At 40.7% G+C, this 22,580-nt stretch carries 28 protein-coding genes; 8 read left to right on the forward strand and 20 right to left on the reverse strand.

Annotated features, from left to right (window positions below):
• Window positions 1-134 precede the first annotated feature (134 nt).
• Window positions 135-1,751 carry a thiamine pyrophosphate-binding protein gene (locus tag MKX73_RS17820; protein WP_340718613.1) on the reverse strand — a complete coding sequence of 539 codons (1,617 nt, stop codon included), beginning with the start codon at window positions 1,749-1,751 and terminating at the stop codon, window positions 135-137.
• Window positions 1,752-1,989: 238 nt separating this feature from the next.
• Between MKX73_RS17820 and MKX73_RS17825 the strand changes: the two genes are divergently transcribed.
• The 6 genes from MKX73_RS17825 (at window position 1,990) to MKX73_RS17850 (ending at window position 6,314) form a co-directional block, all read left to right on the forward strand.
• Window positions 1,990-2,415: a hypothetical protein gene (locus MKX73_RS17825; protein ID WP_340718614.1), complete on the forward strand. Its 426-nt coding sequence runs from the start codon at window positions 1,990-1,992 to the stop codon at window positions 2,413-2,415.
• Between the two features lie 406 nt (window positions 2,416-2,821).
• Window positions 2,822-3,013 (forward strand): hypothetical protein, encoded by a 192-nt coding sequence (locus MKX73_RS17830; protein ID WP_340718477.1) that lies wholly within the window; start codon window positions 2,822-2,824, stop codon window positions 3,011-3,013.
• The gene (gene tnpB, locus MKX73_RS17835) at window positions 3,010-3,363 is read left to right on the forward strand and encodes an IS66 family insertion sequence element accessory protein TnpB (RefSeq protein WP_340718478.1); all 354 of its coding nucleotides are present in this window, start codon (window positions 3,010-3,012) and stop codon (window positions 3,361-3,363) included. The genes MKX73_RS17830 and tnpB overlap by 4 nt, the downstream gene beginning before the upstream one ends.
• A 62-nt stretch (window positions 3,364-3,425) precedes the next feature.
• The gene (gene tnpC / locus MKX73_RS17840) at window positions 3,426-4,976 is read left to right on the forward strand and encodes an IS66 family transposase (protein ID WP_340718479.1); all 1,551 of its coding nucleotides are present in this window, start codon (window positions 3,426-3,428) and stop codon (window positions 4,974-4,976) included.
• Between the two features lie 28 nt (window positions 4,977-5,004).
• Complete coding sequence (locus MKX73_RS17845) at window positions 5,005-5,514, forward strand: phosphatase PAP2 family protein (RefSeq protein ID WP_340718615.1); 510 nt, start codon at window positions 5,005-5,007, stop codon at window positions 5,512-5,514.
• A 98-nt stretch (window positions 5,515-5,612) separates the two neighbouring features.
• Window positions 5,613-6,314 carry a DUF421 domain-containing protein gene (locus MKX73_RS17850; protein ID WP_340718616.1) on the forward strand — a complete coding sequence of 234 codons (702 nt, stop codon included), beginning with the start codon at window positions 5,613-5,615 and terminating at the stop codon, window positions 6,312-6,314.
• Here the strand turns inward: MKX73_RS17850 and MKX73_RS17855 are convergent.
• The 19 genes from MKX73_RS17855 to MKX73_RS17945 form a co-directional block, all read right to left on the reverse strand.
• Window positions 6,307-6,774 carry a GNAT family N-acetyltransferase gene (locus MKX73_RS17855; RefSeq protein ID WP_340718617.1) on the reverse strand — a complete coding sequence of 156 codons (468 nt, stop codon included), beginning with the start codon at window positions 6,772-6,774 and terminating at the stop codon, window positions 6,307-6,309. The two genes, MKX73_RS17850 and MKX73_RS17855, sit on opposite strands and share 8 nt — an antisense overlap.
• A 160-nt stretch (window positions 6,775-6,934) precedes the next feature.
• Complete coding sequence (locus MKX73_RS17860; protein ID WP_340718618.1) at window positions 6,935-7,078, reverse strand: hypothetical protein; 144 nt, start codon at window positions 7,076-7,078, stop codon at window positions 6,935-6,937.
• Between the two features lie 132 nt (window positions 7,079-7,210).
• Window positions 7,211-7,621 (reverse strand): hypothetical protein, encoded by a 411-nt coding sequence (locus MKX73_RS17865; protein WP_340718619.1) that lies wholly within the window; start codon window positions 7,619-7,621, stop codon window positions 7,211-7,213.
• A 485-nt stretch (window positions 7,622-8,106) separates the two neighbouring features.
• Window positions 8,107-8,679, reverse strand: a complete 573-nt coding sequence (locus tag MKX73_RS17870) for a dihydrofolate reductase family protein (protein WP_340718620.1) — start codon at window positions 8,677-8,679, stop codon at window positions 8,107-8,109.
• Between the two features lie 25 nt (window positions 8,680-8,704).
• Window positions 8,705-9,217, reverse strand: coding sequence for a GNAT family N-acetyltransferase (locus tag MKX73_RS17875; RefSeq protein WP_340718621.1), 513 nt, complete (start codon window positions 9,215-9,217; stop codon window positions 8,705-8,707).
• A 126-nt stretch (window positions 9,218-9,343) separates the two neighbouring features.
• The gene (locus tag MKX73_RS17880) at window positions 9,344-10,999 is read right to left on the reverse strand and encodes an alkaline phosphatase (protein WP_340718622.1); all 1,656 of its coding nucleotides are present in this window, start codon (window positions 10,997-10,999) and stop codon (window positions 9,344-9,346) included.
• Window positions 11,000-11,156: 157 nt separating this feature from the next.
• Window positions 11,157-11,942 (reverse strand): sulfite exporter TauE/SafE family protein, encoded by a 786-nt coding sequence (locus tag MKX73_RS17885; protein ID WP_340718623.1) that lies wholly within the window; start codon window positions 11,940-11,942, stop codon window positions 11,157-11,159.
• Window positions 11,943-12,035: 93 nt separating this feature from the next.
• The gene (locus tag MKX73_RS17890; RefSeq protein ID WP_340718624.1) at window positions 12,036-12,263 is read right to left on the reverse strand and encodes a sulfurtransferase TusA family protein; all 228 of its coding nucleotides are present in this window, start codon (window positions 12,261-12,263) and stop codon (window positions 12,036-12,038) included.
• Between the two features lie 52 nt (window positions 12,264-12,315).
• Window positions 12,316-13,443: an MBL fold metallo-hydrolase gene (locus MKX73_RS17895; protein ID WP_340718625.1), complete on the reverse strand. Its 1,128-nt coding sequence runs from the start codon at window positions 13,441-13,443 to the stop codon at window positions 12,316-12,318.
• A 44-nt stretch (window positions 13,444-13,487) separates the two neighbouring features.
• Window positions 13,488-14,048: a sulfurtransferase TusA family protein gene (locus MKX73_RS17900; protein WP_340718626.1), complete on the reverse strand. Its 561-nt coding sequence runs from the start codon at window positions 14,046-14,048 to the stop codon at window positions 13,488-13,490.
• Window positions 14,049-14,097: 49 nt separating this feature from the next.
• Window positions 14,098-14,394, reverse strand: a complete 297-nt coding sequence (locus MKX73_RS17905) for a rhodanese-like domain-containing protein (protein ID WP_340718627.1) — start codon at window positions 14,392-14,394, stop codon at window positions 14,098-14,100.
• A 13-nt stretch (window positions 14,395-14,407) separates the two neighbouring features.
• Window positions 14,408-14,749, reverse strand: coding sequence for a rhodanese-like domain-containing protein (locus MKX73_RS17910; RefSeq protein ID WP_340718628.1), 342 nt, complete (start codon window positions 14,747-14,749; stop codon window positions 14,408-14,410).
• Between the two features lie 10 nt (window positions 14,750-14,759).
• Window positions 14,760-15,236 (reverse strand): DsrE/DsrF/DrsH-like family protein, encoded by a 477-nt coding sequence (locus MKX73_RS17915; RefSeq protein ID WP_445783317.1) that lies wholly within the window; start codon window positions 15,234-15,236, stop codon window positions 14,760-14,762.
• Between the two features lie 51 nt (window positions 15,237-15,287).
• On the reverse strand, window positions 15,288-15,548 hold the full coding sequence (locus MKX73_RS17920; protein ID WP_339194770.1) for a metal-sensitive transcriptional regulator: 261 nt from the start codon (window positions 15,546-15,548) through the stop codon (window positions 15,288-15,290).
• A gap of 183 nt (window positions 15,549-15,731) precedes the next feature.
• Window positions 15,732-16,184, reverse strand: coding sequence for a cupin domain-containing protein (locus MKX73_RS17925; protein WP_340718937.1), 453 nt, complete (start codon window positions 16,182-16,184; stop codon window positions 15,732-15,734).
• A 537-nt stretch (window positions 16,185-16,721) separates the two neighbouring features.
• Window positions 16,722-17,714, reverse strand: coding sequence for an NADPH:quinone oxidoreductase family protein (locus MKX73_RS17930; protein WP_340718629.1), 993 nt, complete (start codon window positions 17,712-17,714; stop codon window positions 16,722-16,724).
• A 142-nt stretch (window positions 17,715-17,856) separates the two neighbouring features.
• Entirely contained in the window at window positions 17,857-18,678 is an 822-nt protein-coding gene (locus tag MKX73_RS17935) for a MetQ/NlpA family ABC transporter substrate-binding protein (protein ID WP_340718630.1), read from the reverse strand.
• Between the two features lie 10 nt (window positions 18,679-18,688).
• Window positions 18,689-19,351 carry a methionine ABC transporter permease gene (locus tag MKX73_RS17940; RefSeq protein ID WP_340718631.1) on the reverse strand — a complete coding sequence of 221 codons (663 nt, stop codon included), beginning with the start codon at window positions 19,349-19,351 and terminating at the stop codon, window positions 18,689-18,691.
• The gene (locus MKX73_RS17945) at window positions 19,344-20,090 is read right to left on the reverse strand and encodes a methionine ABC transporter ATP-binding protein (RefSeq protein ID WP_340718632.1); all 747 of its coding nucleotides are present in this window, start codon (window positions 20,088-20,090) and stop codon (window positions 19,344-19,346) included. Before MKX73_RS17945 ends, MKX73_RS17940 begins: the two co-directional genes overlap by 8 nt.
• A 471-nt stretch (window positions 20,091-20,561) precedes the next feature.
• On the opposite strand from MKX73_RS17945, the gene MKX73_RS17950 reads away from it, so the two are divergent.
• Both MKX73_RS17950 and MKX73_RS17955 read left to right on the forward strand, forming a co-directional pair.
• On the forward strand, window positions 20,562-21,293 hold the full coding sequence (locus MKX73_RS17950) for a conserved phage C-terminal domain-containing protein (RefSeq protein WP_340718633.1): 732 nt from the start codon (window positions 20,562-20,564) through the stop codon (window positions 21,291-21,293).
• The gene (locus MKX73_RS17955) at window positions 21,290-22,558 is read left to right on the forward strand and encodes a replicative DNA helicase (protein WP_340718634.1); all 1,269 of its coding nucleotides are present in this window, start codon (window positions 21,290-21,292) and stop codon (window positions 22,556-22,558) included. The genes MKX73_RS17950 and MKX73_RS17955 overlap by 4 nt, the downstream gene beginning before the upstream one ends.
• Window positions 22,559-22,580 lie beyond the last annotated feature (22 nt).

The following is a 22,580-nucleotide window of genomic DNA, read 5'->3' on the forward strand; positions in this document are numbered from 1 at the left end:
GTTACATTTTTTTGAATACCCTGTATGAATTACTTTAAACAGTCCTAAATCTTTCCTTCGATAAAATTATTCCAGCATTTTGGTCATTAAAAGCCCAAAAATAGGATGCCCTTTAAAAGGTCATTTCACTTTATTTATTGTGTTTCCGGGAAAAATACTTGTGCTGTGCTGATGTCCACCAGTGTTGGACCCTTCGTATTGAGCGCTTCTTCCATCACAGACTCCAGCTCGGTATCTGAAGCAGGTCGTAATCCTTTCCAACCGCAGGCTTCTGCCAATTTCACAAAATCAGGATTCGTCAAATCAACTCCTACTTCTTCCTTCTTCGCAACTTTCAGCTTATCCCTTTCCATTTGCAGACTTTCATTATTTAAAACAACGACCGTAATATCAAGTTCGTAGCGGGTTGCTGTCAATAGATCTGCAAGCACCATTTGAAGCCCTCCGTCGCCTACAATCGCCACAACTTGTTTCTCTGGCTTGATAAGCTTTGCCGCCATCGCTGCCGGAAGACCGAAGCCCATTGTCCGCCAGTAACCGGAAAATAATACAGATTGCTCTTTTTGTTTGAAGTTACGATTCGTCCATACCGTATTATCGCCGGTATCCAGTGCGAGAATCGCATCCGCGGCTACTGTACGGTCAATGGCACGGATAATTCGGGAAGGATGGACAGGATAGCCTTTCGTATTGCCCTCCTCCTCATTTTGCGCTGCCCATTTATCCTTTACTTGCTGTAAATGGGTAACCCAATCTTCAGAGCGTGTGAATTTTTGCAGGCTCTCCGTTAAAATCGGAATAACTTCCTCGGTTTTTCCCATGATTCCTAGTTCTGTCGGAATTTCTTTTACAAACTTATCAAATTGGCGGTCGATCTGAATTATCCTTGCATCTGTTGGCACAAACCCTTCCGGCCACCAAGTCGTTCCTGCAAGAAGTACTACATCAGCCTGTTTAAATACTTCGGCTGCATGAGGATTCCCGCCTTCGCCAATTCCTTGTAAAACAAGTGGTGAAGCTTCATCAAACAAGCCTTTTCCGCCTAAACTTGTTAGAATGCCGGCTCCCCACAGATCCGCCAGTTTTTCCAAATCCGCTGAGACAGAAGTGGCACCTAAACCAGCCAGGATCATCGGCCGCTTCGCTGTTCTCATAATGTCCAATGCGTGTTTCAGGCTTTCATTAGTAAAGCTGGAAGTACCTTCAATTACATCCGGCAATCGTCGCGGCTCTCCCGTAGCAGACATCATCATAATATCCTTAGGTATCGAGATATGGGTTACAACTCTTTGTCCGAGAGAAGTTCGCGCTGCTTTTTGCAGGACTTCAATTGTCGCATCCGGGCTGGCCAGATTTGCTGAATAAGCGGCAAAAGGCTTCACTAGTTCCTGCTGATCTATATATTGCGGATATTCCGTTCCGATTTTACTGCTTTCGGCCTGCCCGGTGATTGCCAGTACTGGCGCTCTGTCTGCATGCGCATCACCAAGTCCATTTATAAGATTTGCTGCACCTGGTCCCATCGTTGCCGTACATACACCAAGACCGCCAGTCAGTTTAGCTTCTGCAGATGCCATAAAAGCAGCCGTCGACTCATGTTTGACCGCAATGTATTTGATTTTATCCTGTTTTGCCAGTGCATCGATAAGCCCGAATGTCGCATCACCTACTACCCCGTATATCCGTCGTACCCCGAACATATACAATTGATCAAGCATCAATTCAGAAACTGTCTGCTCTGTTTTTCCCATGATAGATGAACCTCCTTGATAGACCTTCCTAACCTGCCAGCTATAAAGTCTAATTTATATTTTTGTTCACATTTTTTAACTTTCCCTAAATCATCCGAGTTAATCTTCCTTTTTTCAAACGCTGTTTATATAACGGGAATTTTCATCAAATATTAGCTATTGAATGTACATATAGAAACATTTTTTCTTCGTGGATTTTCAGAGGTTGTGCTATATTCAGAATGTCAGGAGTGATTTGATGAAGAAATTTTTAACGATAACTGTAATTATCCTTGTTTTACTCGGAGCAGCTGGCTATGCTGTGTGGCATTTTGGGACAAATATCGCTTCCGAAAAAATCGTCGAACAAGTAGAAGCCAATTTAAATGAAGAAGACAAAGAAGAAGTGAAATCCTATATTGCAAATGATCCGAAGCTCCAGGAAATTGTAAATGAAGCAGCAGCTACGGACCCGGATTCTCTTCCGTTCCAAACAAAAGAAGAGGCGACGCGCCTGCTAATAAAAAAAGTGGGCATTAATCGTTTACTGACGATTCAGGAGCAGGCCCAAAGCGGTTCCATCAGTATCGATGATGTAGTATCCGAAATGGAAGGTACACTGTCAGAAGATGAGATTTCTGCGTTAAAATATGTTTTGTATAAGGAGTTGTATAACCAGAATTAGTCAACTCGCTGTCTTAGCTTCATCTTCAAATTAATGAATTCAAAAACAAAACTCGATTTCGTATAAACGGAATCGAGTTCTTTTAATATAATATATTTTTCTTTGCAAATAGCCATAATAACTTTTATTTACTGTGCATTCATCTAAGTGAGGAGGAACAAAAATAAAAAAGCGGCCATTTCTATTAGCTATTTTCACCTTCATTGTATTCTGCTTTTTGTGGTTAACGTTTGAAACAGCGTTCATTCAAGCTTTTGATAAAGGGGCATTTGAATTACTTTATGGAAACAAATTCATTACACTGTTTCATCATTTAGGTGAAACGTAAGCCCGTAATCAAACAACGCATATAAAACATCAGGCACCTCCGGTACGATAAATGTATCAACCAAAGGAGGTGCCATTTATGTCTAAAAACAAATTAACCATTGTTCCCGTCAAACTCGATCCTCTTCCAGTTGAAACTTCTTCGAATCATTCTCTTCAATACACTGCTGAGCCAAGTTGTGTAATTAAAACCGCTGTGGCTGAAATTTCCTTCTTCAATGGCGTAGATGAGCGCATTATCCAAACCATTATGAAGGAGCTGAAGGGATGAAACAGGATTTTACGAGCGTGCAAAACATCTACATCATCTGCGGTAAGACAGACATGCGTAAAGGTATTGATGGTCTCGCAACGCTCATTCAAGATTCTTTCGAATTGGATCCGTATAGTGATTCTATCTTTCTGTTTTCTGGATGGAGCAAGGATCGGTATAAATGTTTGTATTTCGATGGAGATGGCTTCGCCATGCTTTATAAACGATTAGATAATGGGAAATTACAATGGCCAAAAGATGAAAATGAGGTACGCAAACTTTCGCAACAAGAGCTGCGTTGGTTGTTGGAAGGATTATCTCTACAACAGCCGAAGGCAATTGCAAAATCTGTAAAAGGTATCTTTTAATCATCATATATTAAATGGTATAATCATCCACATATAACTTGAACGGAAAAGTGGTGAACGATTTGACGCTTGTTAAACAGAAGCAAGAAGAACAAAACGAACGTATTATACGATTACTTGAAGAACAGTTAGCTCAGTCAAATCGACAAATAGAAGCGTTGACGGAACAAGTTCGTCAATTAACGAAAGCCTTATACGGCTCTAAGTCAGAGAAATCCAAATATCAAGCACCAGACGGACAGGGCTCTTTATTTGAAGAAGATCCGTCTTTTAACGAACCTGAGCAGACAGAAGAACAAAGCACGGAAACGGTTAGTTATACCGTTACTCGTAAAAAGACAAATAAAAAACGAAATGATTCGTTTCGTGAGGATATTGAAGTTGAGGAAATTCATCATCATCCAGCTAATTTAGCTTGTGATTGTTGTCTCGGTGAAATGGTAGAATTCAGTTCAACGATGGTACGTGAAGAAGCGAAATTTATTCCAGCTACGTTGAAACGTGTACAACATTTTGAACATGCTTATGAGTGCAAAGCGTGTAAAAAAGATGCCCTACAAAAAGCACAAATCAAACGTGGTAAAGCACCACAAGGCGCTATCCAAAGAAGCATTGCCGGACCCACTGTTTTAGCAAAACTTATCTATGATAAGTTTATCCAGTACTTGCCTCTTTACCGTCAGGTAAATGAATGGGAGCGACATGGCCTACATACCAACGATAAGAATTTATCCAATTGGGTAATACGCGTAGCAGAAGATTGGCTTCAACCGCTTTATGTTTTGATGAAGCAACTATTGACGGCGAAATCTGTGCTGCATGTGGATGAAACGTATGCACAAATACTCAAACGTTCAGATGGGAAATCCGCTCAATCGAACGCCTATAACTGGGTATGTCGTAGTGTACAAAGTGAAGGTCCTATTATCGTTTTATTTAAGAGCGCTCTCTCACGAGGGCGAGCTATATTAGAAAATTTAATTGCAGGGTTCAAAGGGACTGTGATTTGTGATGGCTATTCGGCTTATGGTCAATTGCCTAATGTTCAGTTCGCTAACTGTTGGGCGCACGTACGACGTTATTGGCTGAAAGCTGATAGTAAAAACGGGCGAATAGGTGTTGAATATTGCGATCGTTTATTTCACATCGAGCGTAAAATCAAACACCTTTTACCGGAAGAACGTGTGCGAGTTCGTCAACAAGAAGCAAAGCCCATCGTAGCTGAATTTTTCGATTGGATTGACCGTTCTCCTTTCTTTGGTAAAAACGCAATTGCGAAAGCAGCGGACTACACATTGAGCCGAGCAGATGAGTTAAAAGTCTTTCTTGATAACGGTCACATCGCAATTGACAATAATCCCGCTGAAAATGCGATTCGTCCAAATGTTATTGGCCGTAAAAATTGGCTTTTCTCTGTGAGCGAAGCGGGTGCCAATGCGAATGCCATCTGTTTAAGCTTGGCTGAAACGGCCAAAGCAAACGGGATTGATTTTTATCAGTATCTGGTGAAGCTGATGACGGAATTACCAAATTTACCATTTCATCAGCAACCTGAGATTTTACATAACTACATGCCTTGGTCAGAAAATATTCAAGCCACATGTGCAAAATAGCCAACTATCTGAAAAAAATTTAGGATAGTTGGCCATTTGTCGTGCGTACCGTAAAGGTGCGCTATTTTTTATATTTCGGGCTTACGGTGAAACTAAGTTTATTTTTACTGTCGCAATCATTCTTTGTATCCTTATTTGGCTTCGAAAAAAAGACTTTAGGCTGATTGGTTTTGTTATTTTTTCCGTAGGTGGCGGATACGGATTATATCAACTGTTAAAACGCCTGATTGAAAGACCGCGTCCGGATATAGCAGATCAATTTTCCACATTCAGTTTTCCTTCAGGACATGCTGTACATGGGTTATTGTATGTATTTACGATCGCCTATGTACTGAACCGCCTTTATAATTTCAATAAAGCATCACTGATCGTTTGGATTGCAGCTATTATTTTAACTTTACTCATCGGACTTTCCCGAATTACAGAAGCGCGTCACTTCGCCTCGGATGTAATAGCCGGTTGGTCACTTGGCTATAGCTGGTTTATTTTTATTGTATGGTTGTATTTAAAAAACAAAAGCACCCATTCTGATTCTTAAATGAATAGTGGAAACAGTATAGGGTAAAGCCACCTTCGAATAATTTCAGAAATTCAGGTAAAAATAGGAACAGCACTAGGTTCGAAGGAAGTGACACTGTGGACTTTTTTTACGCTCAGGAATCTCTTACTGCAATTCAATGGATATTAAGGGCAATTATCGCCTTTATCTTCTTATTTTTTGTTGTCAAAATAATGGGATTACGTTCGTTTTCCCAACTTCGATTACTTGATTATGCAATGGCTATACTTATTGGAAATATTATTGCCCATCCACTATCAGATGAAGGGCTGGGATTAGAAGGCTCCTTAATTTCCATGACTGTTTTAGTCATCCTTTATTTAGCTTGTATATATGTAATGAGAAAGTTTCTCCCGTTCAGAGAATTTGTAGCGCCTCCCCCAATCCCTCTCGTTAAAAATGGGGAAATTAATGTTAGGAATTTAAAAAAAGCAAGAATCACAATAGACGTTATTTTATCTGAAATGAGAAAACAAAGTATTTCGGATATGAGTAAAATTGCATTAGCTCTATGGGAACCGGATGGGGAAATTTCAATTTTCCTGTCACCAGACCATCAGCCTGTCACAAAGTCTGATCTCAACATTACATCACAACCTTTTTCCTATCCAATGACGATTATTAAAGAGGGGAAGATTAATTATGAAGCGTTAAGTAATTCTGTCTATACTGAAGAAACCCTTAAAAACACCGTAAACAAAACGTATAATGTAGAAATTAATGCGATTTTGCTTGGAACAATCGATCAAAATAATCAACTGCAAATTTTTCTCAAATAGTTAGATTCTTTTGCATTGTGAGTGCCGGAATTTCATCACCATTTTTATTGATGATGATTTCTTCTTTCACGATTTTATATCCTAATTTTGAATAAAGCGCGATATTGTTCTTTTCACTTTTTCGGACTTTGCATTTTGAAACAAATATATTATTTTGTACAGCGTAGCTTTCTAAATAGTTCACCAAGTTAGTTGCTACGCCCTTCCCCTGATTTTCAGGCAACACAGACAATCTTGAAAAATAGATGAATTCCTCATTTAAAACACATTTTACGAGCGCTATTAATTCATCGTTATCGTATACCCCGAACATTTCTGTCCCTTGTTTGATCTCAGTACTAATGGAATCTGCTGTTTCATTTAAAGCACTGGATGGTTGCGGATCTGATTCGTAACGCTTGAACGCCTGATGGATCACTTTAACCGCTTGTACCGGTTCAATATTCATTTCAATTTTCAAAAATATATACTTATAATTATACATATATAGCGAAATAAGTGAATTCAAAAAAAGAACATTTTCCTTATATCGGAAAAATGCTCTTTTTAGCCCTATTTATTTAATTTCAAAATCAATTAGCCAATGCCTTGTATAGTAATGCTTGGTGGATGACAAGAATTCAGTTCTTATAAAGAAATTCAGCAATCGAATAAACTATAGAAATAAAGGGTAGTGCAACAAAAAAGAAAAACCAGTAAAAATCCGCTTTGTTAATTTTAATTCTAGGTTTAACTTCTCTTTTTGCTTTTACACCAATCTCCATTACTACACTCCTTTACTACATAATTTTGAAGAAGCATCACTTCTAATTTACCCAAAACTGTAGTAAATCTTATACCCTTTCTTTTAGGAAAGCAACCTATTTAGCAAGATAATTTACATTTATTTTTCCGGATTACCTTTCAATATAAATCACATCATTTGCCGGTTCAAGATACTCTTTATCCCCCAAAGAAAAAGTGGTATGTAAACGTTGAATTTCGGCATATTGTACTGCTTTACCCTCATGGATAAAAACCAATAGATAAATATCATCTCTCGAACCAATGTTGCTTGGATCTGTAAATTTAACGCCGACTTGTTTTTCTAAATCTGTTTGTGTCGTATAAGGCTGAATTAAAAACGCCTTGTCCCATTCAAAATCCTCAAATGTGTTTAGAGAAGTTTTACTTGTACTGTTATCGGATACCATCATAATCGAAGAATGCAGTCTTTTTTCAATTTCTGTATTCCGTTTAATATCGCTGGCATTACACCCGGTTATCAACAGCAACGACAGCAATATAACCGCAATTTGTTTAATCAATGCTAAATCCCCTTTTATGAAAACAGGCGGTAATTCTTGTTCAAGAACCGCATCTTTCAGTGTAGTTATGGAGCAAAATCCATTATACCTGTAAACAATAAGAAAAGCGCTAATATCTAAAAAATAAAGAGGGAACTTCCGGGCGGGATATTAGAACTTTCGCGAATTTTATTAAAACAATTTATTTATGGAGAATTTTCTTTATAGGCTTTTTGATTATATTAGAAGATTTGAGCAGATATTAGAACTTCCGTACAGGATATTTGAAGATCTGCAGATGATATTAGAACAAATCACCTACTTATTAGAACAACCGACACTTATATTAGAAAATCTCACTTTTATTAGAAGATTTCAAAATATATTAGAACAACTCAGCCCTTTATTAGAAAATGAAGCGCGGGATGGAAAGAATTAAAGAGAGAACGGCAATTAACTTTCTCTCCTTTTCTTTCGATAGCTCCAAACGAATATCGGTCTTTCTACTATTTATGACTCCCCTCATAATGATAAATGATTTGTACAACTCTGGAAGAGAATGTTGTTGTATTCACGACTTTTAAATTTAACCTCTCATTAATATCGATAAACAGCGGTTTCCCTTCTCCCAATACGACGGGATGGATCGATAATCTGAATTCATCCACAAGCCCTAAATTGATAAAAGTCGTAATGAGGCTTGCTCCGCCGTATAACCAAATATCCTTCCCAGGTGTATTCTTTAATTTCCTCACTTCTTCACGGATGTTCTCATTTATAAATTTCGCATCATTCCCATCCCCGTTTTGAGTTCTGGAAAACACATATTTCTCTTTACTATGGACCAGATCCCACATTTCCTTTTCGGTTTTGGAACTCCCTTCTTCAGGTATATACTGCCCCCATAAGTCGTAGCTTTTCCTGCCGTAAAAAATGATATCTATTTGATTTAAAAAATCGTTAAAGTTCATTTCCGGGTCCATAATGCACCAGTCGATTTCACCGTTTTTTCCTTCAATCAATCCATCCAGAGTAATTGCCAAATCTAAAATTACTCTTCTCTTTGTTGTATGTGCCATAAATATCACTCCCTCTTTGATGCAGTTATTTCCACTCTTCCCCCAAAATCGCGTAATAGTATTCATCCCACCACTCTTCACCGTTTGGAATGCATTTTTTGAAATAACCTTCCCTTCTCATACCGATTTTCTCCATTACACGATACGAAGGCGGATTTTGCGGCTGGCAAGTTGCGATCACTCTATGTAGTTTCATTTCTTCAAAGGCATATTGTAACATTTCATGAGCCGCTTCAGTAGCATACCCTTTATTATAAAATTTCGGATTGAATACCCAGCCAATTTCATATGTATGATCACCGAAATATTTCCCGAAAAAGAGATGCCCTATCAAAGTGTTTTCACCTTTTAATATGACCGCGAACTTTTCCGCTTCATCCCCAATATTTTGTTCGATAAATTCTTTTGCAATTTTTTCTGTAAAAACCCCTTCAGGTATATATTTCATCACATTGGCATCGGATGTATATTCATATACCGCCTGTAAATCGTTCATTTTAAAATTACGTATTAATAATCTTTCAGTTTCGACGTGCACTCCATTACCCCCACATTCACTATTATTTTCTAGTTTCGACATCAAATGACTGATTACCTTTAAAAAACTGCCCTGACTGCTTCAAACAAAAAATCCTCGCCAAACAAGCTGGCGAGGAAATAGCAATTACTTCAATTTCTTAATTGTTTCTTTTGAAATATAGAATCCACTTTCATTGTATACACTGATTGTATTCGTTTGAATTTCACTTGTTTTTACTTTGCCTGATTTATTTGTCGTTCTTTTAATGATGATATCCTTATTTTCAGGGATTTCATAAGTAGTCTTACCTTTCTTCACTACTAGTACCGCATTTTCCTTATCCGAAAGGTCGATTGAAGTCGTCATGCCTTTACCATTCAGCGCTGCTTCCGCGTTCGTGTAAAGATCCTTTGTTAATTTATCCAATTTGATCCCCATGAAGTTGGCCATTTCTTTAGCTAAATCGGTATTGTCCACTAGTCCGGAAATGCGTTTTGGTCCATAAGAGTACAGGAATACGTCATCACCTGTATGGCCGCCCGTCGTGTATCCTAAATCCGCACGCTTTGATAAAAGATTAACAAGAGTACCGGCAAGCTTCCTTGTCTCTGTTGCATTCAGGGCAGCTGTTTCTTCTGCCGTTAAATTATCAAGTCCATATAGTTTCGCTACTTCAACTAAATTCGAGCGGTCCTCCTTTAAGTGGCTGAGTGCGCCTTCGACTGTCATCGTAGCCTTCTTCAATGGATTAATATAATTGGAAATATTAATTTTGTCATATGTAGAGTTCGTGTTTTCATTACCAATTGTAATTCCGCTGTTGCCGTGGTCTGTTACGGCTATTACCATCGTATTTTTGTCTTTCTTCGCAAATTTCAGCGCTTCATTTACCGCATCATCGAATGACAAAATATCCGTCACCATTCCGATTGGATCATTTGCGTGGGCTGCCCAGTCGATTTTACTGCCTTCGATCATAAGGAAGAAACCATCTTTATCTTTGTTCAGCGTATCGATTGCTGTTGATGTCATTTCCGCCAATGAAGGTTCATTTGGATTTGTTTTCGTACGATCTAGTTCGTAAGCCAATGAACTGCCGGCAAAACTGCCGTAAATTTTATCGGATTTAGTCGTTAATAACTCATCGCGTGTTGTAACGAGATCATATCCTTTGTCCTCAATCACGCTAATCAGATTTTCGCCATCTTTCCGGTTTTCTGATTTTAAGTAATCATATCCACCGCCAAGAATGACATCCATATTTTGATATACTTGCTGCTCACCGATATCGTCATAATTACTGCGGGAAGTTACATGTGAAGAAAAGCTAGCCGGTGTCGCATGTTGAATTTCGGAAGTGGAAACAATCCCTGTTGCTTTGCCAAGTTGTTTTGCTCCTTCCAGCACATTGGCAACCGGTGTAAAGGCATCGTCCGGATTCCCTTTAACTCCTGGCATATCAATTACAGACGGCAGTACCCCTACATAGCCGCTGTTTGATTTGTGACCTGTAGCAAGCGCCGTTCCTGCCGGTGCCGAGTCTGTAATCGCGGATTCGGCTGAATAAGTTGTCACAGCACCTGTCAGAATTTCATCCATCGCAAGACTCTCGCCTTTGTACCAGCGTGCCAACGATACCGCATTATTACTGGAACCGTCCATCACAAGCATGATGACATTCGTCGGATCCTTTTTTGCCTGTTTTGCTTCAGCCTCTGAATCTAACTGCAAAACCGAAAGTGATGATACCGCTACTGTCCCCGCAAGTGCATAAGTCAACCATTTTTTCTTGTTCTTCATCAATGAAATATCCTCCTAAGCAACCGTTAATTTGTAATTCGATTTCATTGTAAAGTTCTTTTGTAAATCTGGAATGCTAGATTTGTAAAACTATATTGAGCCAATGTGAAGGTAATAAAAAAGAGTGAAGCTCAACTTGCCGCTTCACCCTTTTTTATTATTGTAAAATATCGATCCATATTTTAATAGCTGTAGCCCCAATCATGATTGCAAGCAGCCATTGCAGTATTTTCACATTCATTTTCTGACCGACTTTTACACCAAGCGGAGCCGCGATGATACTTGCAATGATCATTATGAATGCTGGCCAATAGTCGACCTGCCCTGTCATCACTTTCCCGATACTTCCTCCGATCGATGAGATGAATGTAATCACCAAACTTGTCGCAATTGTAATACGCGTCGGAATTTTTAACACTGTCAACAGTATCGGTACAAGCAAAAATCCGCCGGCTGCCCCGACAATGCCGGATCCGATGCCGACGATGAGTGCAAGTATACTCGCCAATGTTTTATTGAATGTAATTTCTGTAGCGTCTTCAACTGTTTTCCTCGGTATAAACATCATCACCGCCGCAGTGACAGCAAGCAGCCCATATACTATATTCACGGCATCTTCAGATAAAAATCCCGAGCCGTAACTGCCGATGAAGCTGCCGATTAATATCGCCACCCCCATATATACAATGAGCTCTCTATTCAGCAATCCGCTTTTCCGGTATGCCCAAACCCCTGCAAGTGATGCGAACAACACTTGTACGGCACTAATACCGGAAACTTCATGTGCGGTAAATGCGACTAAGCCGAACAGTGGTGGAATATAGAGCAGTAGCGGGTATTTAATGATCGAACCGCCGACCCCCAGCATACCGGAAAGAAACGATCCGATAAACCCTAGGGCAAAGATGACCGTTATATACATTACTGATAAATCGATTTCCATAAGCTTTCCTTCTTTCAAAAATTCATTTGCCCTTCTGCTAATCCACCGCCGAATGAAGAAAGCGGATAGCAGTCTTTTCTACCCGCTATTTTTTTATGCTTTTTGAATATAGAAGTACAGGACACCCGCTTCTTCTTTTTGTTCAACGATTGTGTGGCCGCCAGCACCTGCCCATGCAGTAAAATCATTTAATGCGCCTTTGTCTGTCACTAATACTTCCAGCACGTCTCCAGAGTTCAGAGTATCGATCGCCTTTTTTGTTTTGACAATCGGCATTGGGCAAGCTAAACCTTTAGCATCCAGTGTTTGTTTAATATTCATGTGTATTTCCTCTTTTCTATAAATTTGAATGTTTTGTAAAACGATTTAATCGTTATCTTACTGCACAGCGGTTTGGACCGATTTCCATCTCTGTCTGTTCCTCATCGCTTGGCGTCAATTTCCCCATATTCACAATACGGATTTCTTGATAGGCATTCGGCTGTGGCGGTAAATTGTCCGTTACCATTGAACGGAACTGTTCTTCATCTTCCACATTTAAACCATGGTTTTCGGCGAATAAATCTCCTAGCCGTTTTGCTACGGTTCCATCTTCATTCAGTTCATCAATGATCATGAAGTGTGCCGGCAAAACAATTAAATCTTCCGCCAATGTGCGGTAGCGTCTGTATAATGTTTCGCGCAGGTCACCAACCCAATCCTCCGCTAAACCGGCTAAATCCGGTCGTCCGATTGAGTCGATAAACAGGATGTCCCCTGTCAATAAATACTTGCCGTCAATGACAAATGATGTTGAACCGATTGTGTGACCTGGTGAATACATCGCACCTACTTCAATTTGCGATGTACCTAAATTTACTGTTAGACCATCTTCAAGTGTTGTATAGTCGAATACTACTTCTTCCGCGTCTTTTGGAGGCAGATAGTACGTTGCACCCGTTTTTTCTGCAATATGACGTCCGCCGGAGATGTGATCTGCGTGCAGATGTGTATCGAAAACGTGCTTAATCTCGACGCCTTTTTCATTCGCGAAGTTTGTGAAGACATCTGTGAAGCGAACCGCATCAATAATCGCTGCTTCCCCTCCGCTGATCGCCATATATGAAAGACAGCCCTTCCCTAAACGCACGAACTGGTATAATTCACCGCCGTTATCCAAGACTCCAACTTTAATCGGCTCAAGGTACATCGACCAAGACTTCATGCCGCCTTCAAGGTAACCGACATCAAGACCTGCATCGGAAAGCATTTCTGCGACCATGATGGAAGAACCCTCTTTAGCACAAACAACCAATACCTCTTTGTCGGCAGGCATTTGCGGTAAAATTTCTTCTACACCGTCCAACAAATCGAAGTAAGGAATATTTAAGTACTCGAATTTGTGACCGTCAATTTTCCAGTCTTTGAATGCGTCTTCATTACGAACATCTAAAATAAACAATTCTTTGTTTTCAATTATTTTGCGCGCCACTTGTGCGGCTGTCCATGCTGTTACTGCCATTACAATTACCCCCATAGGTATAATTTTATTTAAAAATTTTTCTACTACTCTACTTCTTTCTGCAACTCGTCTTCATAACCCGTCATTCCCGGCAAAACGTTGTATACTTTTGTAAATCCTGCTTCAGCCAGTTGTCTCGCTGCCAGATCCGAGCGTGTCCCTGTACGGCAAATGACAAAAATGGTTTCGTCTTTAACGAGTTCATCCAAACGTTGTGTCAATTCGCCCATTGGAATTGATTTTGCCCCCGGGATATGGCCGAAAGCATATTCTGCTGCTTCACGGACATCCAATATTAAGCCTTGTTGTTTCACCGCATCTTCATTTGAAATCGTATGTTCAAAAGTTTTTTCTGCTGCTTCACTCATTTCCGGATTACATTTTCGGATATAGTGATAAAACACCCCATCCACTTCATTTGAGCCGATATATTGATGACCGACCGTTTTCGACCATGCGGCTAAATCCGCGATAGAACCTTTGTCTGTCGCCTGTATTTCCAGCACTTGTCCTTCTGCAACGCTGTTCATCGCTTTTTTCGTTTTGACAATCGGCATCGGGCAAGCTAAACCTTTTGCATCAAGTTGTACATCTGATTTAATCATCGTTATCCTCCACTCATACCGGTAAGGGTATAATTTATTTTAAAAATTTTTACTTAACTTCGCCATTCCATTCAAGCATGCCGCCAGTCATATTTGTTACGTCAAATCCGTGTGACTGTAAAAAGGCTGTTGCCTGCCCGTTGCGCCCACCGGAACGGCAAACCATTATATAGGGTGTTTTTTTATCCAGCTCATGCATACGGAATTCAAGTAATCCTAAAGGAATGTGGGTAACGCCAGGGATATGACCTGCCTCTACTTCCGCTACTTCACGGACGTCGATTAAATGAACCGCTTCACCGGCTTCCAGTTTTGCTTGTACTTCTTTTGGTAAAATAGTTTTCATTATAAATTCCTCCTTAATAGGCACTCATGCCGCCACGAACATTTGTTACTTGTTCATAGCCTAATTTTTTCAGTTGGTTGCATGCCTGTTTCGAACGCATGCCGCTTTGACAAATGTCTACAATTTCCTTACCCTTTGGCAGCTTTGATAAATCCGAACCAAGCGGAATGTTTTTAAATTGCTTCACATTACGTGCCTTATACTCAGCAGGTGTACGTACATCAACAAACACTTTATCTTTGTCATTCAACATTATTTTCAGCTGTGCCGTTGAGATCGTATTGACGCCTTTTACAGGCTTCATGCGCCAGGCAAAAAAAGCCACGATCACAGCAATTAATAGTATTGTTTCCATATGACACTCCTTATATGAATAAATTTACGTTTCCGTCTTCAGCATCCGCTAAATAGGCGGCTACTCCGGCGTATTCGATACCATCCAGCAGTTCTTCTTTTTGAAGTCCCAGTAAATCCATCGTCATCGTACATGTCACAAGCTTAATGTCCTGTTCCTGCGCCATTTCTACAAGTTGTGTCAACGTTAACGCGTTATGCTTATTCATGACATGTTTGATCATTTTTGGCCCCATGCCGAGCATCTGCATTTTTGATAGCCCCAGTTTTTCCGCACCACGCGGCATCATTTTGGCAAACATTTTTTCAAGAAACCCTTTTTTAACAGATACCGGTTCTTGCTTTCTTAATGCATTGATACCCCAGAACGTATGAAAGATCGTTACTTCATGATCATAGGCTGCCGCACCATTTGCAATAATGTAAGCAGCCATCGCCTTATCATAATCTCCGCTGAATAATACGATAGTTGTTCTTTTCTTTTCCAACTTTAGTCCCCCTACCCCTATAGGTATAATTTATTTTAAAAATAAAAAGCCTTATCGACTTTTTACTAGTAAATCCACTGCCTGTTTCACCATAGCATTTTTATCGATTGTATCGGCATCTTCTTTTGATAGACACTCGACTAAATTATCCGTCACGATGACACCGATTGTACGGTCAACAGCAGAGCGGACAGCACTCAGTTGCGTTATTACGTCTTTGCAGTCCTTTTCTTCTTCCATCATCCGTAAAATGCCGCGTAGCTGACCTTCGACTTTTTTCATTCGAGCCAATACTTTTGGATCATACTGCATATGCTCACCTCATTTAGAATAATTTATTACCCACACTATACTACCCCTAAGGGTATAAGTCAAACGATAAAATTTCATCAATAGCTGTAGGAACATCCTCTGCTATTTCTTACTACAGCATATACCCCTATAGGTATAATGTCAACAGAAAAGAAGCTCGCACATTTGTGCAAGCTCCCAAAACTAGTGGTCATGCATATTCGCATCCCGCTTCGTCGGATGGACGGTACCATATGGATGATTCGGCGGTGCATAGATGGAATAAAGCTTTAACGGAATATTTCCGGTATTGATCAAGTTATGCCATGTTCCTGCAGGGACGATGATGGCACTATCATCAAAAACGAGCCATTGCATATTCAGATTATCTTTTCTGTTTCCCATTTGAACGATTCCCTGCCCTTGTTCAATCCGTAAAAACTGATCGACGTTCGGATGCATTTCCAAGCCGATATCTTCGCCCGGATGTAAACTCATGACAGTCAGTTGCAGATGTTCTCCTGTCCATAGTGCAGTCCGATACGTATGATTTCCGATTGCCGCTCCATGAATATTAATGACAAAGGGGTTTTTGCCATAGTCCGTTCTCCCATTCATACCGTTTCCATTATTCCATTGGCCATATGTGCTTGGCATAAAATCCATTTAAATTTTCCATCCTTTCACATTCCTTTTCTCTAGTAGATTATGTATTGGGAACAATTCGCGTTCATCCGATTAGTTTATATACGACTCAATTACTATATCTAAATAATTTATTGCCTCAAATTCAAAAAAAATCAGGGTCACTTTTAATAGGTCGAATCCATCCTTTCTCAATTACCGGATTCGTCACATCTAATCATCTGAATTAATCCTCTGATGATAAGCCCAAATTCGTCCCCTCAATAAGATCTTTAATAATTAATTAAATAATTAATTAAAAGATATATATTGTCGTGTTGACACACGACGGCGTATATTTTTAAAATTCTTTAAACCACTACTTCCGCTCTCCTCAAATAATTTTATGAATTTAATCAAACTTGTCCCCTTTTCTATTTCCAAATGTCATATAGGAGTTAAGACAACAAATTGGAGGAATCGAAGATGACTTTACCGGAAATCAAAATAACGCACTCCTTAATGAAGAAGTGCGTCCATTCCAAACAATTTAGAGTTCCAACTCAGAAATCATCCTAGCTTTACGATTGTTCTACCTTTTGCCTGGCCTTTTAAAAGTGTTGGCAGTGCTTCCGGAAGTTGCTCAAGCGTAATTTCTTGCTGAATTAATTGCTCCAAGTTATCCGGTTTGAAATCTGTTGCTAAACGGTTCCAAACCTTCAATCTTGTATCCATCGGGCAATATACAGAATCAATCCCTAGTAAGTTGACACCGCGTAAAATAAACGGGAAGACCGTTGACGGAAGTTTTGTACCTGCAGTTAATCCGCTGACTGCCACAGATCCGCCGTAATGAATTTGACTAAGTAATGATGCTAATGGCTCACCACCAACAGGATCGACCGCAGCTGCCCATTTTTGTTTTCCTAATGCGCGAACTTTACCGTCATATACTTCTTCACGCGGAACGATCGAAGTCGCACCAAGGCTTTTTAAAAACCCGTGTTCCGATTCTTTCCCAGTACTCGCTTCTACTTCATAGCCAAGCTTTGACAGAATCGAAACGGCAAAACTTCCAACTCCGCCTGTAGAACCAGTTACTAGCACTTTTCCCTTATCAGGCGTTACATTATTTTCTTCCAGTCGCTGAACTGATAAAGCTGCGGTAAAGCCGGCTGTACCTATGACCATCGCTTCTTTTAATGAAAGTCCTTCCGGCAGCGGAACAAGCCACTCAGATGGGATTCGTGCATATTCACTGTATCCGCCAAAATGAGAAACACCAATTTCATAGCTTGTCGCAATCACTTTGTCGCCTTCTTTAAATTGCGGGTTTTCCGATGAAATGACCGTTCCTGCCAAGTCAATGCCCGGTACAAATGGATAGCTTTTCACAATGTTGCCATCCGGAATTGCTGCTAAACTATCTTTATAATTAATAGAAGAATACTCAACTTTAAGCAGCACGTCTCCTTCAGGTAAATCATTTAAGGAAAGTTCCTTCACGTCCACTGTAAATTGTTCTTCATTATTGACGACTAATGCTTTAAAATTTTCTGCCATCTTGACCACCCCTTCAAATGTTTACAAATAAAGGGTAACAAAATTAGGCATACCGGTCAAAAAGCTGCTTTGATTCAGAGCATTTTTAATAAAAAAAGCCGAAACGCATAGTCGAACCGCGTTTCGGCATTGATCAATTTAGTTATTCAAATGCTGGTGTTGCTGTTTCGTCGTAGTTTTCTGTCAGGAAGTTACGCACTTCTTCACTTGTCATCGCTTCTGCAAGCTTTTTAATTGCTTCGTCGTCTTTGTTGTCTTCACGTGCTACTAAAGTAATGGCAAAGTCGTTTTCCACGCCTTCAGTCAGCAGCGCATCACTTTTCGGTGTTAAGTTAAGCGGTGCCGCATACGCAGGTGTCATAACAACTGCATCTGCATCATCGTACATACGCGCTAACATTAACAAATCGACTTCTTTAAACTGAAGATTTTTCGGATTGTCCTCCACGCTTGCCAATGTATAATACACATCCGTTTTTTCCTTCAATGTAATGACACCGTGCTGAGCAAGCAGCATTAACGAACGGTCCACATTTGAAATATCGTTGGCAATCGCAACTGTAGCCCCTTCAGGCAACTCTTCGATTGAATCGTAATTTTTAGCATATACACCGTAGTTCGCAAAGTAAATCGGCTGAATCGGTACTAAATTTGCGTCATTGTTTCGGTTGAATTCCTCCATATACGGCACGTGCTGGAAGAAGTTTGCATCCACTTCTTTTGCAGCCAGTGCACTGTTTGGCTGTACATTATCACCTAATACGACAATTTCCAGATCAATGCCCTGTTCTTCCAATTTAGGCTCGACAAGTTCTAAAATATCTGTCATCGGTGAAATTAATGATGCAACTTTTAACGTTGTCTCTTCCTTTTCCACTTCTTTGTTCGTTTCTGTTTCTTCATTCTGTCCGCAGCCTACTAAAGCAAGTACTGCCGCTACACTTAACATCCATCTTTTTTTCACAATCATTCTCCTATCTTTTGTCCAACCATCTTGCTGCAGTCGTACCAATCATTTGAATAAGCTGCACCAAAACAATCATAATGAAAATCATGTAAAGCATTAGATCTGTCTTGAATTGCTGATAACCGTAACGAATCGCAAAGTCACCGATTCCCCCTCCGCCAACGACACCCATTATTGTAGAATAAGAAATGAAGCTGACAATCGAAGTCGTCAAGCCGAGTACCAGGCCTGAACGCGCTTCCACAAAAAGAAAGCTGAAAATAACCCGCCGGACTGAAGCACCCATTGAAACAGCAGCCTCAATTACACCTTTTGGCACATCGAGCAGTGACTGTTCGACAAGCCTTGCATAATGGGCAATGGCAATAATCGATAACGGAACGGTTGCCGCAACAGTACCGATTGCCGTACCGACAATGAGCCTTGTAAAGGGAATCAAGAAGACGACTAGCAGCAGGAATGGAAACGAACGGATCGTATTCACCGCCAAGTTTAGTATGTTATAAACGACACGGTTTTCAAGCAACTTTTCTTTTCCACAAAGAAATAAATATGTACCGATTGGTAATCCGATTAATACCGCAGCCACAATTGACACACCGACCATGAAAAATGTTTCACTGATCGCCCGCCAAATTTCGGCTTCATATTGACGTAACACATCAGGCATGTCCGACCCCACCTTTCACAAGCTGATCGACAAAGCTTTGCGGATGATGGCTCGTTTCAAGTATGCCACCAGGTGTTAACTCAACCGTTTCGTATATTTGCCCTGCATCCAGTACAGTAGCACGATGGCAAATGCTTTTAACGACTTCAAGTTCATGGCTGACAAGCACAATCGTCACACCGAGCTCTACATTGACCTTCTGTAAAACACGCAATATTTCCGCAGAGGTGTTGGCATCGAGCGCAGAGGTTGGCTCATCACAGAGCAGCACCGCCGTTTCGTTCGCAAGTGCTCTTGCAATCGCCACACGCTGCTTTTGCCCGCCGCTCAGCTGGGCCGGATATTGACCTGCAAACTGTTCCAGCCCGACAAACTTCAGGCATTCGAGTACACGCGCTTTCCGCAGCTCTTTCGGATAGTTTGCCAGGACAAGGGCAATTTCCACATTATCATGGACGGTTTTATTTGCGACGAGGTGAAAATGCTGGAAGATCATCCCGATTGATTTTCTCGCTTCACGAAGTTCCGTATTTTTTAAAGCGGTTAGTTGCTGACCATTGATGACGACAGCTCCACTGTCCGGAACTTCCAGCAAGTTCATCAGACGCAGCAATGTTGATTTTCCTGCACCGCTCGCCCCGATCAATCCGTGAATTTCCCCTTTAGCAATCGTTAACGTCACATCCTGCACAGCGACGAAAGAACCAAATTTTTTTGTGACTTGCTGTAATTGTATCACCTGTATAGACACCTCCACTGCATACCCAATCGATTTCTAATTATAGTAGATATTGCATCAGCTACCAAGAGAAATGTTTATTGCAAAAAATCCCATGTGTCTACTGTTTTGCGAACCACAAATATTCCATACGAAAAAGCAGTAATTCTCCTTCTTCTATACACCCTAAAAAAACAGGCTACTTTTATTCTTAATTTTAATGATTGCAATTCCGCTGTTTTGTTGTCATGAATGTGCAAAATTCAGTGTTCCGGAAAAACAATTTCCAGGTGCTCTTAAAGATTTAGTATTCTCTTTTAATAATTATAAAAAGTATTGTCGTGCTGTCACACGACGAATGGATTTCCTGACTGACATACGATTCCTTCCTCCTGATAAGTTCCATTTCCAAAAAAAGTTTTTCAATCTTGTCCCCAAATCCGTTTTTCAATGACATATATAAGGCAAACGAACAATTGGAGGTTGGAAAACATGAATTTTGTAGTAGAAGGTCATCAAATGTACTATTCACAACGCTTGGCAAATATTGTAGGCATCGAGGAAGCAGCCATACTCCAGCAGCTGCATTACCGTCTAAAGCATCAAGGAAAGAAAAAGGTAGGACATTTCTGGTACTGTCAAACCCATCACCAATGGACCAAGCAGCATACTTACTGGAATGCCGCGAAAATTGGCCGGCTCCTTTTAAAGCTTGAACAGCGAAAGCTCATTATTTCAACAAGAAAATTTAACCGCTTTTCAACGGACCGCTCGAAATGGTACCGGATTGATTACACGCAGCTGCAAAAATTGCTTGATGCGGAAGAAGCCGGTAACAATGAACTGGCGATGCAAGGCAGCTTGCCGATCGAGGCATCACAAAATGATAAAAAGAAGGCCCGGCAAGAAGCCGTGTCGGATATTATTCACTATTTAAACAAGAAGGCCAATAAGAATTTCAATGACCAGGCACCTGCCAATTACAGGTTAGTGAACACCATTTTAAATTTAGGTTATACGGTCGAGGAATGCTATACGGTGATTGACGAGCAAGTGAAATGCTGGCGCCATGACGTGCAAATGCAAAAATATTTACGCCCGATGACATTGTTCCGTCCGGTCAATTTTGAAAGCTATCTCAATAATGCCCATGCAAGAAAAGCACCGCTTGAATACGTGCCAAAGCCGGTAGTACTTGATTATGAGGCAGGTGAAACGTTTTGATTAAAAAGGAATATTTGGAGCAAAGCATTTTAGCAACGATGCTTGAGGAGAATTATTTGATTTTGGACAGCCAGTTAAAGCCCGAAATGTTTTACGGGCAGCATCATCGCCAATTATTTAAGTTGATGCAGCAATTGGCAGCAGAGGGTCGTCCTGCCGATTACCTGACATTAAGTGCCCGCTTTGAAGAAATTCAGACGATCGGCGTTTCCTATTTGACAGAGCTGCTCAAGTTTGCCGATGCAGAAAAGTTTGATGATTATATACAGGTATTGCGTGAAGTTTGGCGCGAACGGCAAAAACAGCAGATCCTGTTTCAGGCTGCTGAGGGGGATTGGTCGATTCAGAAAATTATTGAGCGGCTGGACAATACACAACTTGAAGCCACTGTGACCGATACGTCGATCACCCAGGATTTAGTCGAAATGCATAACCGGCCATATGAGGATGTCGAGACAGAAGGAATGGTCGTGCCGCATATAAAGGAGCTCGGCCTATTGATCGACGGGTTTCGTCCGGGAGAGCTGACGATTATCGCAGCACGTCCTTCAATGGGGAAAACGGATGTCATGAACAACTTAGCCCTCAATGCCGGGTGGCAAGGACATTTGCCGATTGTATTTTCGCTGGAAATGACTAAAACGATTTTACTTGACCGGCTCATCGCAACAACGGGCAATTACTCCCGATTGAAGATGCGCAACCCGAAAATGCTTTTTAATGACAATCAAAAAGCAGAATGGCTGCATGTGCTGGAACGGGTAAATAAGTCAAATGTGCATATTGATGACCGAAGCGGCTTGACGGTTGCGCAAATCCGCAGCCAGGCACGCCGGATTATCCGCCAGCATCCCGATAAGACACCGATCATTTTCATCGACTACTTGCAGATTATCCAAGCAGATGATGACTTTGACTATTCGGCAATCGCGATGAGCAAAATCAGCCGCGCGCTAAAGCAGATGGCCAGAGAATTTGACTGCCCAGTCGTTTGTCTGGCCCAGCTCAACCGCAATGTCGAAACCCGCAGCAACAAGCGCCCGGTCATGAGCGACCTGCGCGATTCCGGTTCGATTGAACAAGATGCCGATATTATCATTCTGCTTTACAGGAACTCCTATTATAAGGACCCGGAAGAGATCGATTCAAATGCGCCCGATCGTCTTGAACTTATTGTTGCAAAAAATCGGAATGGTCCAACCGGTACTGCCACTACTCTCTATAATAAGATCACCGGGCATATTTCAACTGGGAGTGACGAGTAATGCATGTAAAAACGGTGTACGA

The organism is Solibacillus sp. FSL W7-1436 (assembly GCF_038007305.1).
Classification (GTDB): domain Bacteria; phylum Bacillota; class Bacilli; order Bacillales_A; family Planococcaceae; genus Solibacillus.

What these genes read in the sequence shown, in the direction of transcription:
- MKX73_RS17820 (WP_340718613.1), bottom strand. Translation starts at nt 1,751, where the DNA reads ATGGGAAAAACAGAGCAGACAGTTTCTGAATTGATGCTTGATCAATTG.
- MKX73_RS17825 (WP_340718614.1), top strand. Translation starts at nt 1,990, where the DNA reads ATGAAGAAATTTTTAACGATAACTGTAATTATCCTTGTTTTACTCGGA.
- MKX73_RS17830 (WP_340718477.1), top strand. Translation starts at nt 2,822, where the DNA reads ATGTCTAAAAACAAATTAACCATTGTTCCCGTCAAACTCGATCCTCTT.
- tnpB (WP_340718478.1), top strand. Translation starts at nt 3,010, where the DNA reads ATGAAACAGGATTTTACGAGCGTGCAAAACATCTACATCATCTGCGGT.
- MKX73_RS17860 (WP_340718618.1), bottom strand. Translation starts at nt 7,078, where the DNA reads ATGGAGATTGGTGTAAAAGCAAAAAGAGAAGTTAAACCTAGAATTAAA.
- MKX73_RS17870 (WP_340718620.1), bottom strand. Translation starts at nt 8,679, where the DNA reads ATGGCACATACAACAAAGAGAAGAGTAATTTTAGATTTGGCAATTACT.
- MKX73_RS17880 (WP_340718622.1), bottom strand. Translation starts at nt 10,999, where the DNA reads ATGAAGAACAAGAAAAAATGGTTGACTTATGCACTTGCGGGGACAGTA.
- MKX73_RS17885 (WP_340718623.1), bottom strand. Translation starts at nt 11,942, where the DNA reads ATGGAAATCGATTTATCAGTAATGTATATAACGGTCATCTTTGCCCTA.
- MKX73_RS17890 (WP_340718624.1), bottom strand. Translation starts at nt 12,263, where the DNA reads ATGAATATTAAACAAACACTGGATGCTAAAGGTTTAGCTTGCCCAATG.
- MKX73_RS17895 (WP_340718625.1), bottom strand. Translation starts at nt 13,443, where the DNA reads ATGGCAGTAACAGCATGGACAGCCGCACAAGTGGCGCGCAAAATAATT.
- MKX73_RS17900 (WP_340718626.1), bottom strand. Translation starts at nt 14,048, where the DNA reads ATGATTAAATCAGATGTACAACTTGATGCAAAAGGTTTAGCTTGCCCG.
- MKX73_RS17905 (WP_340718627.1), bottom strand. Translation starts at nt 14,394, where the DNA reads ATGAAAACTATTTTACCAAAAGAAGTACAAGCAAAACTGGAAGCCGGT.
- MKX73_RS17910 (WP_340718628.1), bottom strand. Translation starts at nt 14,749, where the DNA reads ATGGAAACAATACTATTAATTGCTGTGATCGTGGCTTTTTTTGCCTGG.
- MKX73_RS17920 (WP_339194770.1), bottom strand. Translation starts at nt 15,548, where the DNA reads ATGCAGTATGATCCAAAAGTATTGGCTCGAATGAAAAAAGTCGAAGGT.
- MKX73_RS17925 (WP_340718937.1), bottom strand. Translation starts at nt 16,184, where the DNA reads ATGCCAAGCACATATGGCCAATGGAATAATGGAAACGGTATGAATGGG.
- MKX73_RS17930 (WP_340718629.1), bottom strand. Translation starts at nt 17,714, where the DNA reads ATGGCAGAAAATTTTAAAGCATTAGTCGTCAATAATGAAGAACAATTT.
- MKX73_RS17940 (WP_340718631.1), bottom strand. Translation starts at nt 19,351, where the DNA reads ATGCCTGATGTGTTACGTCAATATGAAGCCGAAATTTGGCGGGCGATC.
- MKX73_RS17950 (WP_340718633.1), top strand. Translation starts at nt 20,562, where the DNA reads ATGAATTTTGTAGTAGAAGGTCATCAAATGTACTATTCACAACGCTTG.